Below are 14,119 nucleotides of genomic sequence, written 5' to 3'. Positions count from 1 at the left end.
ACGAGTACGGCCTGCTGGATGGCGTCACGACCGATCCGTCGCTCATCGCCAAAGCGGGGCGCGCCTTCAACGAGGAGGGCCGATGTCGCGACGGTCCCGGCCGATGTTATCAAAGGACTGGTCAAGCATCCGCTGACGACGCTGGCCTCGCCAAGTTCACCGCTGACTGGGCGCCACCGATCAAAGCATACTGTGAGGACCGACATGAACTTCTCGAACACTACCGTCATCATCACCGGTGCTGGCAAGGGATCGGCCGCGCCACCGCGCTCATGATGGCCAAACGAGGCGCCGAGGTCGTGGCGCTGAGCCGGACGCAGTCCGATCTGGATCGGCTGAAAGAGGAAACCGGCTGCCGCACCATCGCGGTGGACCTTGCCGATCCTGCGGCGGCGCGTGCGGCGATGGCCGAGGCCGGAACCTGCGACTACCTGATCAATTGCGCGGGCATCAACCGGCTGGAAAGCGTGCTCGACATGACCGATGAGGGTTATGAGGCGGTTCTTGGCATCAATTTGCGGGCTGCGCTGATCTGCGCTCAGGAATTTGCGCGCGCACGCGTGGCAGCCGGCGGCGACGGCGCGATCGTGAATGTCACGAGCATCGCAGGGCACCGTGGCTTTCAGGACCACCTCTGTTACGCGGCTTCGAAAGCCGGCCTTGAAGGGGCGACTCGCGTGATGGCCAAGGAACTTGGGCCGCACGGCATCCGCGTCAACGCGCTCGCTCCGACGGTCACCATGACCGAACTCGCTGCAGAAGCCTGGAGCGATCCCGCCAACGGCCAGCCTATGCTGGTCCGTCATCCGGTCGGTCGCTTCGCCGAAGTCGAGGACGTCGCACACGCCATCATGCTGCTGTTGTCTGCGGAAGCGGCAATGATCACCGGCGCGGTTCTGCCCGTTGACGGCGGTTTCCTGGCGGCTTGACGAGCGCCGCTTCAAGGGGACCGTCACCTTCCGTGTCGATGAAGCCGCCTCTCATACGGGCAAAAAGCTTGAGTTCCCCCTTTCTAGTTTGCAGTAACCCGGATCTACAGCACCAGCGGCTCGCCGAAACGCGCAATGGGCGCACCTGGGAGGTCAACCGGAAAGGCGATGAGCGTGCCCGCGACGGTCGTGCCGGTCCGGTCGGTTGTGAGTGGAGTTGCGTATAGCGTCTTGAGATCGCGACCGCCGAAGCATGGCATGGTCGGCGGCTACTCAACCGCCTCAACCGCAGGATTCCGCATTGCTCTCGCCCCATCTGGAGCGCGTCGAGCTTGGACTGCGCGATCCCCTCGAACAGCATGGCAGGCCGATCAAGTTCGTATACTTCTTCGAGCAAGGCATCGGCTCGATCGTCGCCAAAATGGCGCCCGACCGGGATGCTGAAGTGGGCATTCTGGGCCATGAAGGCATGACAGGGACGGTTGCCGTCCTCGGCGACGATCTGGCGCCGCATGATTGCTTCGTCCAGCTCGCCGGAGCGGCGATGCGCATTCCGATAGCCCCGTTTCGTGACGCGCTCGAGCAAAGTCCCACCCTGCAGCGGTTTCTTTTGCGCTTCGTCCAATGCCTGATGATGCAGACCAGCTACACCGCTCTCGCGAACGCCCGCCAGCAACTCGAAAGCCGTCTCGCCCGCTGGCTCCTGATGTGTGAGGACCGCGCCGGCGCCGAGCTGAACATCACGCACGAATTCCTGTCGATCATGCTCGGGGTGAGGCGGCCGGGCGTAACGGTCGGCATCCAGGTGCTGGAGGGCAATGGCTTGATCCGTGCCACGCGCGGCAAAATCGTCATCCGCAATCGGGAAGCGCTGATCGAACTGGTCGATGGCAGCTATGGCGCGCCGGAAGCCGAGTACGAACGGCTGATCGGCAGCAGTCCTGTCCGATTGAAAGCTTTGGGAACCTCGAAGCAGTGAGTCCGTAGGAGTTTAGCCGCAGGGTCGGGGTGACCCTGGACGCGGCAATGTCGACGAGGACGCCAGTCGGCCCGCCAGATGCCATGGTGTTTTCAGGCGACGGCCAGGGCCTGGGTGAGATCAGCGACAAGATCGTCGGGATGCTCGACGCCAATCGACAGCCTTATTGTCGTTTCAAGAACTCCGATCCGTTCCCGAACGTCTTTGGGCACACCCGAATGGGTCATGGCGGCAGGATGGCTAGCCAGCGACTCCGTGCTGCCAAGGCTGACGGCAAGTTTCAATATCTGAAGCGCGTTGAGGAACGCGAACGCCGCGGCCTGACCGCCGCGGATGTCGAACGAGAACGTCGATCCGGCACCGGTGCATTGCCTCCTGTAGACTGTCGCTGCAGGAGTGTCGTCGCCGAGGAACGGCAGATAGGCCACCCGCTCCACTTTCGGATGCTCGGCCAGGAATTCAGCGACGATGCGGGCATTGGTGTTGGCTTTCTCCATCCGAATACTTAGCGTTTCCAGCGAGCGGCCGAGCATCCAGCACGAGTGCGGATCAAGCTGCGTACCGATCGATCCTCTGAGCGCCTTGATCGATTTGGTGACGGCCTTGCTTCCAAGTGCCGCGCCGGCGATCAGATCGGAATGGCCGCCAACATATTTGGTCAGGGAGTAGACGGAAATGTCGATGCCGTGGTCAAGCGGACGTTGAAACACCGGCCCGAGCAATGTGTTGTCACACACGATCATCGGACGATGACCCTGCCTGGCTGCGATCTCGTCCGCGATGCGGCCGACCGCCTGGAAATCGACCAGCGTGTTGGTCGGATTCGAAGGGGGTCTCGATGAAAATAATCGAGACCCGGCCTTTCTCGCAGCTTTTGTCGGCGGCCGCGCGGATGGCTGCCTCATCAACACCGTCATGGAACCCGACGGCGCTGATGCCCAAATTGGCCAAAGTCTTGGCAAACAAGGTTTCGGTGCCACCGTAAAGCGGCTGCGAATGTACTATAGCGTCACCAGGACAAGCGAAGGCTAGCAAGGTGGTGGCGATCGCCGACATCCCCGATGAAAAGACGGCGCAGGCCTCGGCCCCTTCATAGACGGCAAGGCGATCCTCGACGATTTCGCTGTTGGGATGATTGAAGCGGGAATAGACCAGCCCGGCTCCAGTTCCGCTCGGTGGTTCCTTGCGACCCGAGACGAAATCGAAGAAGTCGCGCCCCTCTTCGGCAGATCGGAAGACGAAGGTCGAGGTGAGGAACACCGGCGGCTTCACCGCACCTTCCGACAGCTGAGGGTCGAAGCCGTAGCTCAGCATCAGCGTTTCCGGATGCAGCCGGTGATTTCCGATATGGGTCTTGGACGGGCGTGGGGCAGTCATGACGATCCTCCGGTCAGGTTTTCAGGCCCCAAAATTAGAGCCAGAACCAACGCCTGTCTCTTGCCAATCCACGGTTGATCCTTGTCGCGCTCGCAGATGACGGTCCCTAATGATGGCGGCCATGCGCTTGGACCGGATCGCACGAACCGTGAGGACGAGCCTGCCGCATTTGCCCAGGCGATGGTGGCGCCGGGAATCATGCGGTCAAATTCGCAAGCAGGCCGCGAAGCGCTCCTCGGAGCCGTTCTGCTGGTGCAGGACAACGCGGGAGAACGGGGCCGTGCCTTTGACGTTCCAAGGAAAACACCTTTGCGGACTAGCCGTCAGCAGTCTTCAGGCTTGAGCGAGCGAACCATCCGGGTGACGACCGGATCGTAAGCGATTTTCTGATCTTTGCTGTAGTCCATCAGGAACATGGCGGCACGATCGCCACACACGGTTATGCCTCTGACATATCGGATCTGGTCGTCCTTGATCCCCGAGTAACTTGCCCATTCGCGCGTCAGACGCCGATAGGTGAATTTCCAGCCCTCCTTTTCGTCCCGACTGATCTGTTTCTTGACCTGAGGCAGGAAGTCGCCTTCGGCGACGCTGGTGCCCCAGACGGCGAGGAGGGCTCCGTCGGGGGACTGGAACGCCGCGCCATCGCCGTCCTCTGAACGATGTAACAGTTCGAACTCGGGCGGCACGTCAAAAATAAAGCCGAACTTTTCGATGCCGAATTGCTGCCATTCCTGTGCTCCTGCCTGAGCAAAGGAGATTATGAGCGCTGAGAAACCCAACAAAACTCGGTCCATGGCCCGTGCCTAATTGCTTGGCCTACGCTGCCAATCCATCACGACGATAACTGCAAAAATATGGGGAGGTTCCGCTTAAAACCGTCTCTTCAGGCTGCTCGCCGGAGATGCGACGATCGCCGGATTCACACCCTTGGAACTATCATCTCTGAAATGAGTTTGACATGAGCTCCGTTGTTGTTGGGGAACAGGCAGTGCGGGCAGAATGCCGGTGTAACCGTCCGTTCTTCCGTCGATCTGCTCTCCAAATACGGGCAGGAGCTCGAGACTCCCTTACCGCGGAGAGGGTGCGAAAGGGGAGCGACGGAGGCAGTGGCAACAGGAGGGTTGCCATTTCTCGGCATTCATGGCCCTTCTCGCAAGCTGTCCTTCGCCAACGGCTCGCGTCTACCATTTGCGGAAATTCGCTTGGGCCTGTCGAATTCACCCACTTTGACCTAAGGCGAACCTTCTTGAGCCGTCTCTACGGAAAGCCGACATTCGACCGCGCCCACGGGTGGAACAGAAGGTAATTTCGCGGGTTAGCTGGTCCTCGCTCCGGCACCGGAGCGGTAAATGCTGGAGCCATGTTGTCCGCCGCAGAGAAATTGGCGAGTTCGATAAAGCAGCGCCGTGTCATCCTGTTCGTCGGCGCCGGCGTCTCGATGAGTGTTGGGCTTCCCTCCTGGCAAAAGCTGATCGAGCATATGGCCGAGGAACTCGACCTCGATAAGGACATGATTGGCGCACCGGATGCCAGCTATCAGATGTTGGCCGAGTATTACCGGTTGAGGAAGGGCAGCCTGGGCCCCCTGCGGGACTGGCTGGATCGAAACTGGAGTGTCTCGCCTCAGAAGGTCAAGGCCTCCCGCCTGCACCGTCTCATCGTCTCGATCGACTTTCCCATCATCTATACGACGAACTACGACCGCAACCTCGAAGTTGCCTTTGAAATATATCGCCGGGATTTCGTGAAAATCGCCAATGCCAAGGACTTGGCGAAAGCCAGTCAAGACGTTACGCAAATCGTGAAATATCACGGCGACTTCGATGACGACGCATCGCTTGTGCTTGCCGAGACTGACTACTTCGACAGGCTCTCCTTCGATTCTCCGCTCGACGTAAAATTTCGTTCCGACGCGCTCGGCCGCACTGTGCTGTTTGTCGGCTACAGCATGTCCGACATGAACATCAGGCTATTGCTGCACCGGCTCTGGCAGACCTGGAGACGGTCCGGCTATGAAAAGGACCGTCCAAGATCCTTCGTCTTCATGCCCGATCCCAATCCCGTGCAGGAAGCTGTGCTGGGCCGTTGGGGCATCACCGTTCTCAGTGAGCAAGCTGATGACCCCGAAGAGGCCTTGTACACATTCCTTTCCAAACTCAAGCATCATCTCGATCAACTGTAGGGCGCAACGCAGCGTCAGCGGCGCGTTGCCGAGCCTTGCCACGGGAATTTTGTCGCGCGAGGCCAAAATGTCTCGAAAGACAGCCCGGCCCGACGCTAAAGAGGCGGCCCGATGCTAATCCTATTTCCCTTTTCGCATCCCCTGCGCGACCAGTCCACCGGCAGCCAAACCCAGAGCGAGCGCTACATACGCGACCGCAATGGAGCGCTTAGAAAGCACTGTCTCCCAGCCCGGGGTCAGTCGCTTCGGTACAACGAGATAGTCCACGGCCGCAGCGATCATGGCCACTGCCGAGGCATCGCGCAGCATCAGTAATGGCGATCGCGGAGGGTTCCTGGCAAGCCAAGCCTCGAAGGGAGCGGCCCAGAAAATGGCCGAAGCATGGTGGGTGCCGAACCCTACCGCCGTGTGTGCGAGGTCGGCCTCCCTGATGCCACCAGCCTCGTCACCGTGCAGCCAATGGCTGGTGGCGTTGGTCGGCTGCAGCGCGGACTTTCCTTCGGCTTTGGCCAGAAGAGCGAGGACGGCCGCCGTCACGACACTTGCGACCGTGCCGGTTACTCCTGTCGACAGTCCGGTCTTCAGCAACCCGTTCATCTCAAACCTCCGCAAAACCTGTTCGCCCTCCTTCGACCGCCAAACCGAACCTCAGTTCCGGATGGCCAGCGCTAGCTGGGGTGGCATTTATTCGATCTGTAGCGTCATCAGCACGACGATCGACACTGCTGTCGGCGCCGTGATCAGCACGATGGCGCGCCGTGCTACGCAACCGCCGCCGTATCATTTTGCATTCCCCCGATTTGGGCGCTGGCGCGACACGGCTTTTTATCGCTGAGCGGCCTGGAGGGGAGTTGCAACGGGGACGGGCGCGGGGCGGTCTGGCTCCGGAACCGATTCGACGGCCGCCAGCGACAATGCCTCTGCCGAAGACAGCGACCGTCCCTTCATCATGACCGCGCCAGGAATCAGTGCCGGTGAAGCCCTGTCATCGATGGCGTGGGGCCTCGATTGCAAGCACGGAAGGTCGGAGGGCTGCTTGGCTGGGGGAAATATGCATGTCGGAATCACTGGGCTTCGATGTGTTCGCGGTCGCTGGTGATCTGGAACAGCTGTGTTGCGGGAACATTCGGCCGCGGCCGTCATTACGGTCTGGTAAGTGGCGGGGGTGGTGAAGGCGGAACGGGTGCGCGCGATCATATTTGGAGCTTTGGCGGGCGTATCGGCCACGTTGGCAATGACGGCAGCCATGCGCCGGCTGTTCCGGATGCTTCCCGATGGCAGCGATTACCCTTTGCCGCCGCGCGAAATCGTTCAGCGGGTTGATGCTGCCGGAACTGGCGAAGCCGGGTTGCGCACAGCAACCGTCACGGCCCATTTCGGTTACGGCGCTCTCGCAGGGATCGTCTACGCTCTGCTGCCACGGCGGATGATCAGCGGTGGAAGCTATGGCGTCCTGGTCTGGGCGCTGAGCTATCTCGGCTGGATACCTCTTGCACGGATACTCTCGCCCGCCACCGAGCACCCAGCGACGCGCAATCTCCTGATGCTCGGGGCGCATCTCGTGTGGGGCGCGAGCCTCGCTGCGAGCCTGCACGAACTCCGGCAATCCACTGGTGACATCTTCGGCCGGGGACCTGTTTTAGATGCTCGGCGCCCACGGCGCTTGGTGCGAGGCATGCCTCGAACAGGAGCAGACGAATAAAACGTCGCGACAACAGCCGACCGTTCTGGTTTCCATCAGACCAGAATGCCAAGATATATCCACAGCTCGCGGACAGCATCTCCGTCGATGTCGCGATTGTCGGCGGCGGGATTGTCGGGCTGACTGCGGCGCATCTGCTGGCTGAAACCGGCAAGAGCGTTGCGGTGCTCGAAGCGCGCCAGATCGGACGACAGGCGACAGGCAGATCGACCGCCAAGGTCACCTCGCAGCATGGCCAGCGCTACTATCGGCTGATCCGGGACATCGGCCGCGACGGCGCTCGCCTTTATGCGCAAGCCAATGAGAATGCGGTTGGGCAGATCCGCTCGCTGGTGGAAACCCTGCAACTCGATTGCGGGCTGAAGCAGACGGCGGCATTCGTTTACGGCCAGACGGAAGATGAGGCCTCGTCGCTGAGGAAAGAAGCCGAAGCGGCTTCCAGCCTCGGCCTGCCGGCTTCGTTCGTGACGGAAGTCGACCTGCCGTTCCCGGTCACGGGCGCCGTGCGCTTCGACGGCCAGGCGCAATTCGATCCCTATCGGTACCTGCTGGCCTTGGCGGAGGTGGTGTCCCACGAAGGAAACCTGTTCGAGAACACCCGAGTGACGGATGTCGAGCACGGCGAACCATGCCTTGTAAAGACGGACGGCGGATCGGTCACAGCCGATCATGCGATCGTCGCAACGCAGATGCCGATCGTTCACGATGGGCTGTTTTACACCAAGGCGTTCCCATTCGCGCACCCGCTCGTAGCGGCGCCGATGCCAGTTGGCCATGTCCTCGATGGAATGTTCATCAATGCGGGGTCGCCGACGCATTCCTTGAGAAGCGCCGAGACGGACGGGCAGACCTACTTGATCGCCGCGGGCGGCGAGTTCAAGACCGGCGTGACCGAGGACGAGACCGCGATGGTCAATGACCTGCAGGCCTTTCTCAGGACGACGTTTGGAATAGAGAGCCTCTCCCATTCCTGGATCAACGAGGATTTCAGACCGATGGATGATCTTCCGTTCGTCGGGCGCGCGAGTTCCTCAAAGCCGCATCTGTTCGTGGCGGTCGGGTTCGACGCCTGGGGCATCACGCAGAGCACCGTGGCGGCCAGAATCATCGCCGACCTCATACTCGAACGGGCGCACGAAGCCGCCGAAATTTTCGATGCCACCCGCTTGCGACCGATAAGCGGCGGGCCGACATTCGTCTCGGAGAACGTCAAGACCGGCATAAGGCTGGTCGGGGACCGCATGCTCAAGCAGCGGGTGCAAAAGATCGAGAGCATAGCGGCCGGGCAGGGCGGTATTGTCGAAATCGACGGCGAACAACTTGCCGTCATCAAGAATGATCAAGGCGTCGTCAGCGCGCTGTCAGCCGTGTGCACCCACCTCGGTTGCATCGTCGGCTGGAATGAGGTGGACCGGACTTGGGATTGCCCCTGTCACGGCTCGCGCTTTGATAGCCAAGGACATGTTATCAGCGGCCCGGCAGTTTCACCGCTCGAAGCACGGGAAATTCGCGCGGCTCTGTCCAAAGCCGTAGATGACCGCCGGTGAAGCCGCTGGTTCGAGACGCGGCCGTGATGAATGTCGCAGCCATTGGCGCTTCCCTTCAGGAACCGGAATGGCTGTCTCGTTGGCGGAATCGCCGTTGTCGACCGATCGGGGCCTGCTCCGTTTTGACGACCTTGCTTCTGTCGATCCTGACCAGATGACCGGCAGATGGCGCGGATCAGGCCTCCACACCAGACATCCGCTCGACGGCTTGCTGGAATGGTTGAATTGGTACGGCAAGTCCTTTGAATCGCCCGAGATAGTCCACCCGCTGCTCTTTCTCCGCAGGAACGGCGACATATTGTCTATCGATCTGGCACGACTTCCGCTCCATTGGGCACTGTGTAGACCAATGCTCGCCCGCAGCCGCGCCGCGCGAAAACTTTTCGCGGTGTCGCGCTATCTTCTGCGATCAAGCGGTGCCACTGCGCGGCTGCGAAAAATCGAGCATCGGGGGGTAGCCAGCGCCGCCATTGTCTACGATCGTCAGCCTATTATCGATTACCTTCGCAGGATCGACGACGATCGTGTTGTTGGCCTCATGGATATGCGATCGATGCCGCAGCCATTCTTCTTTCTGCTTGCTCGCGACGGGTTTGAACGAGCCGGCTGCTGCTGTGAGCTTTCAGTAGGTTGTCCATCCGGTCCGGACCGGGAAGCTGAGGTTGTCGAAGCTTCAGTGATTCCAGGGGGACCGGATGAACATCCATAAGAATGCCCGTCTGACGCCGCACGGTCAGAGCGAATTGTAATGCAGGTCGAGAGCGGACAGACGCCGCAGGCCGCCGCACAAGCCGCAGGCGTCTGCCCGCGGACGGTTCGAAAGTGGGTTGACCGCTATCGGCGCGAAGGATGGGCAGGCTTACAGGACCGCTCTTCCCGGCCGCATCGATTGCGCCGGCCGACGCCTCAGGCGGTTATCGAGACGATCGAACGGCTGCGTCGCCAGCGCTGGACAGGCAAGCAGATCGCCGTCGAGGCCGGCGTCTCGCCCGCGACTGTCAGCCGTGTTCTACACCGTTTGGGCTTGAACAAGCTCAGCGCCTTGGAGCCGGGACCTGTGCGCCGCTATGAGCGAGAGCATCCCGGCGAGCTGATCCACCTCGACATCAAAAAGCTTGGTCGGATCGGCTCCGTGGGACATCGCATCACCGGGCCATATCCGGGCGCAGTCAACCGCCATCTGGGCATCGGCTGGGAGTTCGTCCATGTCTGCATCGACGATGCCTCGCGTGTCGCTTTCGTCCAGGTTATGTCCGATCAGCGCAAGGAGCGCGCTGTCGCCTTCCTTGAGGCCGCCGTTGCTTATTACGCCAGCCTCGGCATCAAAGTGCAGCGCGTGATGACCGACAACGGTTCCTGCTACCGCTCAAGGACTTTCCGGGCAGCCTGCAAACGTCTCGGCCTGCGCCAGATCTTCACCAAGCCTTATACTCCCAGGACCAACGGGAAAGCCGAGCGCTTCATTCAGACCAGCTTGCGCGAATGGGCCTATGCCCGCGCCTACAACACTTCAGACGAACGCACCGCCGAGTTGCCGCGATGGCTTCACCGCTACAATTGGCATAGACCTCATGGCAGTATCGGCTCAAAACCGCCCATCAGCCGACTCGGTCTGATCGGAAACAACCTATTGAGACTCCACAGCTAGGGTCAGGACCCATTAATTTGTTGAATTGAAGGAGCGGCAGTGATTCAAGGTGGCTGGAGGTGGCCACCATGGGTGATTTGTTGCTCCTGTCTCCGGCGCAGATGCGGCGGATCGAGCCGTTCTTTCCACGGTCGCACGGGGTGCCTCGGGTCGATGACCGACGGGTGCTGAGCGGCATCCTGTTCGTGATCCGTAACGGTCTGCGCTGGCGAGATGTGCCGGCCGCCTATGGCCCGCACAAGACGATCTACAACCGGTTCATCCGCTGGAGCCGGCTGGGCGTGTTCAACCGCATCCTGGCCGAGTTGGCTGCACGTGGCGGCGGCACCGACAGGCTGATGATCGACGCCACCCACCTCAAGGCACATCGCACGGCAGCCAGCCTGCTCAAAAAGGGGCTCTACCCCGATGTACGGACGCACCAGAGGCGGTCTGACCACCAAGCTACAGGTGGTCTGCGACGACCGTGGACGCCCGTTGCTGTTACACCTGAGCGAAGGCCAGGCCAACGATCACAGAACCGCTGCCGCCGTGCTCGAGGAACTCCCTCCCGCCCGCCATCTGCTGGCCGATCGGGCCTACAGTTCCACTGGCTTCCGCGAGGCGCTCATCGGCAAGGGCATCACGCCCTGCATCCCGCCTCATGCCAAGCACCGTGTCCAGCACAGCTATGATCCGCTGCTCTATAGGCAGCGCCACAGGATCGAGAACATGTTCGCCCGCCTCAAGGACTGGCGACGCATCCACACCCGATACGACCGATGCGCTCACACCTTCCTGTCCGCAATCGCCTTCGCTGCTGCCTTCATCTTCTGGATCAATGAGATGCTGTAACGGGCCTGCGTCGTGCGCTGCCCGTTACCGATTGCATGCTGACCGGTCGCCGCCGACGCTCCCGTATCTGATTCTGACAGGAGGATTACGGGATGAAACTGTTCATTGGGTTGGATGTCTCACTCGCCAAGACTGCGGTCTGCGTTGTCAGCGAGCACGGCAAGATCGTGAAGGAGGCTGAGGTCGGCAGCGATCCCGCGGCGCTGACGCAATTCGCGCTGGAGCAACAGGGCGAAATTGCGATGATCGGGATGGAAGCCGGGCCGTTGTCGCAATGGCTGCACCGTGGGCTGACCGAAGCCGGCCTGGAAGTGGTTCTGATGGAAACCCGGCAAGTGAAGGGTGCTCTGAAAGCCATGCCGATCAAGACAGACCGGCGCGATGCTGAAGGTATTGCCCGGCTGCTACATTTGGGCTGGTTCCGGCCGGTCCATTGCAAGTCGGTGTCTGCCCAGGAGATCCGCGCACTCCTCGGGGCGCGCAAATCCATCCAGCAGGGCGTGATCGCTCTGGAAATGTCCTTGCGCGGGTTATTGCGGAACTTCGGCTTGAAAGTCGGCGCAATCTCCAAAGGACGGTTTGATGCTCGCATTCAGGAACTGGTTGCCAGCAACACTACGCTTGTGGCGGCAACCGAGCCGATGCTTCGCGCCCGTGCCACCCTCCGCCATGAACTGGCGCGACTGGAGCGGCATGTGCGCAGCCTAGCACAGGACGACCCGACCTGCCGCTTGCTGATGACCATGCCGGCCGTCGGCGCGGTGGTCGCATTGACCTTCAAGTCGGCCGTGGATGATCCGGCTCGGTTCTCGTCGTCGAAGAAAGTCGGCCCGTGGGTCGGCCTCACCCCTTCACGGCAGCAGTCCGGCGAGCGCGACGTGACAGGCGGTATCACCAAAGCCGGTGACGCCCATTTACGCCGCGCCTTATGCCAGGCCGCAACCGTCATGATGAACCGGGGCCGTGGGTCGTGGTTGCGGACATGGGCCTCGCGGGTCGCGAAACGGCGCGGCACCAAGCGGGCCATGGTGGCCTTGGCGCGTCGGATCGGTGTGATCCTGCATCGGATGTGGCTGGACGGAAGAAACTTCTGCTGGGAAGGAGCGCCAGAGCCGATCCATGCATGAGCTAATCTCCGTGTTGATGTCTGCCTGAGCGCAGACCTGCGAGGTCCCCGACCCGGGACGTGGTCCCGATGACGCCGTGGTCTGGACTGATGCCGCCCCGCCGGGCGAGCACGCCAATGAGATGGGCGCATCGGAACCATATTGGACAAGCATCATGTTGGCGGCCGCCGCGCCGACCACGGACCGAAGCATGAACCCGGGCAGAACCTCATACGGCAGGAAAGCAGGCGATATAGCACAACCAAAATGCAATCACGCTCTCCGCACACCCGGATGGGCGATCCCTTCTTGCATCAAATTTGCCTTGACGAGGACGGCCCCGTTACCGAAGTCCTGCTTCATTGTGGGAACGGAACGATGCAGGCCTGAGTTTGTTGCAGCGATAGGCTTGATGGCAGCAATCGACCAGGAGAGCGCATTACAATGGACGCACAAACCTCCGACGAAGCCGGAGTGATTCCCAAGTGCCTGTTCAGTCCCCAGATCCGGTTATCCGGGTTGATCGACGACAATAAGTTCATCGATTTCCAGTCTCAGTTGGACAACGCCCTCAAGTCCGAAGGACAGCTCGCGGTCGAACTGACGACGCCTGGAGGTGACGCCGATCTAGCGCGACGCATCGGGATGGATATCCAGATCGCATCCGAGCACTCCGGACGCGAAATATTGTTCATTGGCAAGACCATCGTCTATTCGGCGGGCGTCACCATCATGGCATCGTTCCCGAGAAAGCGGCGTTACCTCACCCGTGATTGCCTGCTTCTGATTCACGAGCGCAGGATGGATCAGTCACTGCAGCTTTCAGGCCCCCTGCAGGTGAGTTTGCAGAGGGTTAAGGCACTGGAAGCCCAATTAAAGATCGGCATAGAGGTGGAGCGGACAGGCTTCGCCATGCTGTGCGAAGGAACGGGAGTCGATTGCGACGAGTGCATCGAAAGGGCCAGAACGAACTGGTATTTGAAGTCCGAAGAGGCGCTCAGCCGCCGGTTGATACTGGGAGTTCTGTAACTGCATCCATGCACATCCCGAGTCACTGGTTGCTTCACGGTCCCTCACGTCTCGCGGACACTCGCTCTTTGTCCTGCACAATTTGCGGAACCTCGACGGTGAACGGCTGTTCGAGCCATGGGAGACAGAGATGGAATCAGTTCTGCGCGGCGTCGCGGTTTATGTGATCCTGCTTATCATCGTCCGGCTTTCGGGGAAGGCTGCTGACAAGAGCCTGGAAAAGCGTGGCGGCGCCCGGCAAGTTGACCACCAGGATTCACCTAACGGGCTTTTTTTGCTAGGCGTGGCTAATTGCCGTTGCGTGAGTTTAAGGCATCGGCACCCGGCCGCTCATCGAACACCACCGTACAGCCTAAGGCTATGGCCGCTTCTGATATTGCATTTGCAAGCTCTTCGTCAGAGGTCACAAAGTCTCCCGACATCATCCGGAACTCGCCGATCGCCTTGGCGGTCGACAGTAGCGATCCAGCGTCGCCCCTACGAGCACAGGAACTCACGACCGAAAGCAGATCGGCTCGATCGAATCTGCTGTTGTCCATGACGGCTCTCCGTCAGTCGAGCCCCTTCGCTGAATGCTCAACCCATGCCTGCGGAAAGCGTTCCGTCGTAAAGCCGGCGATGTTCATACATAATGGAGAGCGGGCCTGCCATTCGGTGTGAAAACCTGGTTGTCTTTGACGTAATAGGCCAAATCGGCCCAAAGCTGGGATTTTGGCCAAGTTGTGGAACGCTCTACACGCAGGCTCTTCTCGCCTTCCGAGAAAACGATCCGGGCGCCGACAA

General features: G+C 60.7%; 11 protein-coding genes and 4 pseudogenes. 10 read left to right on the top strand and 5 right to left on the bottom strand.

The window, feature by feature from the left end; genetic code table 11:
* The first annotated feature begins 204 nt into the window (after nt 1-204).
* Nucleotides 205-929: pseudogene (locus tag ACG873_RS13295) on the top strand (SDR family oxidoreductase).
* Between the two features lie 104 nt (nt 930-1,033).
* Here the strand turns inward: ACG873_RS13295 and ACG873_RS13290 are convergent.
* Nucleotides 1,034-1,195 (bottom strand): annotated as a pseudogene (locus ACG873_RS13290) (SMP-30/gluconolactonase/LRE family protein); the annotation flags it as partial.
* 35 nt (nt 1,196-1,230) lie between these two features.
* On the opposite strand from ACG873_RS13290, the gene ACG873_RS13285 reads away from it, so the two are divergent.
* Entirely contained in the window at nt 1,231-1,908 is a 678-nt protein-coding gene (locus ACG873_RS13285; RefSeq protein WP_394892291.1) for a Crp/Fnr family transcriptional regulator, read from the top strand.
* A gap of 92 nt (nt 1,909-2,000) precedes the next feature.
* Here the strand turns inward: ACG873_RS13285 and ACG873_RS13280 are convergent.
* Nucleotides 2,001-3,285: pseudogene (locus ACG873_RS13280) on the bottom strand (cystathionine gamma-synthase family protein).
* A 323-nt stretch (nt 3,286-3,608) separates the two neighbouring features.
* Complete coding sequence (locus tag ACG873_RS13275) at nt 3,609-4,082, bottom strand: hypothetical protein (RefSeq protein WP_394892290.1); 474 nt, start codon at nt 4,080-4,082, stop codon at nt 3,609-3,611.
* A gap of 566 nt (nt 4,083-4,648) precedes the next feature.
* Here ACG873_RS13275 and ACG873_RS13270 point away from each other — a divergent pair.
* Nucleotides 4,649-5,470 carry an SIR2 family NAD-dependent protein deacylase gene (locus tag ACG873_RS13270; protein WP_394892289.1) on the top strand — a complete coding sequence of 274 codons (822 nt, stop codon included), beginning with the start codon at nt 4,649-4,651 and terminating at the stop codon, nt 5,468-5,470.
* Nucleotides 5,471-5,590: 120 nt separating this feature from the next.
* Here ACG873_RS13270 and ACG873_RS13265 read toward each other — a convergent pair whose 3' ends face one another.
* On the bottom strand, nt 5,591-6,067 hold the full coding sequence (locus ACG873_RS13265) for a hypothetical protein (protein ID WP_394892287.1): 477 nt from the start codon (nt 6,065-6,067) through the stop codon (nt 5,591-5,593).
* Nucleotides 6,068-6,638: 571 nt separating this feature from the next.
* Here ACG873_RS13265 and ACG873_RS13260 point away from each other — a divergent pair.
* The 7 genes and pseudogenes from ACG873_RS13260 (at nt 6,639) to ACG873_RS13230 (ending at nt 13,336) form a co-directional block, all read left to right on the top strand.
* Complete coding sequence (locus tag ACG873_RS13260) at nt 6,639-7,172, top strand: hypothetical protein (protein WP_394892286.1); 534 nt, start codon at nt 6,639-6,641, stop codon at nt 7,170-7,172.
* Complete coding sequence (locus tag ACG873_RS13255) at nt 7,169-8,719, top strand: FAD-dependent oxidoreductase (RefSeq protein WP_394893491.1); 1,551 nt, start codon at nt 7,169-7,171, stop codon at nt 8,717-8,719. The genes ACG873_RS13260 and ACG873_RS13255 overlap by 4 nt, the downstream gene beginning before the upstream one ends.
* A 67-nt stretch (nt 8,720-8,786) precedes the next feature.
* Nucleotides 8,787-9,428, top strand: coding sequence for a DUF4334 domain-containing protein (locus ACG873_RS13250; protein ID WP_394892285.1), 642 nt, complete (start codon nt 8,787-8,789; stop codon nt 9,426-9,428).
* Nucleotides 9,415-10,367: pseudogene (locus tag ACG873_RS13245) on the top strand (IS481 family transposase). Before ACG873_RS13250 ends, ACG873_RS13245 begins: the two are co-directional and overlap by 14 nt.
* A gap of 68 nt (nt 10,368-10,435) precedes the next feature.
* Nucleotides 10,436-11,201, top strand: a protein-coding gene (locus ACG873_RS13240) for an IS5 family transposase (protein ID WP_394892203.1) whose coding sequence is annotated in 2 segments (ribosomal slippage) — nt 10,436-10,776 and nt 10,775-11,201 — 768 coding nt in all. Because the reading frame shifts where the segments join, the coding sequence is not laid out codon by codon here.
* A 92-nt stretch (nt 11,202-11,293) separates the two neighbouring features.
* Nucleotides 11,294-12,328 (top strand): IS110 family transposase, encoded by a 1,035-nt coding sequence (locus tag ACG873_RS13235; RefSeq protein ID WP_394892284.1) that lies wholly within the window; start codon nt 11,294-11,296, stop codon nt 12,326-12,328.
* Nucleotides 12,329-12,751: 423 nt separating this feature from the next.
* Nucleotides 12,752-13,336, top strand: a complete 585-nt coding sequence (locus ACG873_RS13230) for a peptidase S14 (protein ID WP_394892282.1) — start codon at nt 12,752-12,754, stop codon at nt 13,334-13,336.
* A 287-nt stretch (nt 13,337-13,623) separates the two neighbouring features.
* Here ACG873_RS13230 and ACG873_RS13225 read toward each other — a convergent pair whose 3' ends face one another.
* The gene (locus ACG873_RS13225) at nt 13,624-13,875 is read right to left on the bottom strand and encodes a hypothetical protein (protein ID WP_394892280.1); all 252 of its coding nucleotides are present in this window, start codon (nt 13,873-13,875) and stop codon (nt 13,624-13,626) included.
* Nucleotides 13,876-14,119 lie beyond the last annotated feature (244 nt).

Source organism: Allomesorhizobium aridi, assembly GCF_043769475.1.
Taxonomy (GTDB): Bacteria; Pseudomonadota; Alphaproteobacteria; order Rhizobiales; family Rhizobiaceae; genus Allomesorhizobium.
This window is presented reverse-complemented; position numbering and strand designations above follow the sequence as displayed.

Coding starts and splice junctions, on each gene's coding strand:
- ACG873_RS13230 (WP_394892282.1), top strand. CDS start 12,752: ATGGACGCACAAACCTCCGACGAAGCCGGAGTGATTCCCAAGTGCCTG.
- ACG873_RS13225 (WP_394892280.1), bottom strand. CDS start 13,875: ATGGACAACAGCAGATTCGATCGAGCCGATCTGCTTTCGGTCGTGAGT.
- ACG873_RS13275 (WP_394892290.1), bottom strand. CDS start 4,082: ATGGACCGAGTTTTGTTGGGTTTCTCAGCGCTCATAATCTCCTTTGCT.
- ACG873_RS13270 (WP_394892289.1), top strand. CDS start 4,649: ATGTTGTCCGCCGCAGAGAAATTGGCGAGTTCGATAAAGCAGCGCCGT.
- ACG873_RS13235 (WP_394892284.1), top strand. CDS start 11,294: ATGAAACTGTTCATTGGGTTGGATGTCTCACTCGCCAAGACTGCGGTC.
- ACG873_RS13265 (WP_394892287.1), bottom strand. CDS start 6,067: ATGAACGGGTTGCTGAAGACCGGACTGTCGACAGGAGTAACCGGCACG.
- ACG873_RS13250 (WP_394892285.1), top strand. CDS start 8,787: ATGGCTGTCTCGTTGGCGGAATCGCCGTTGTCGACCGATCGGGGCCTG.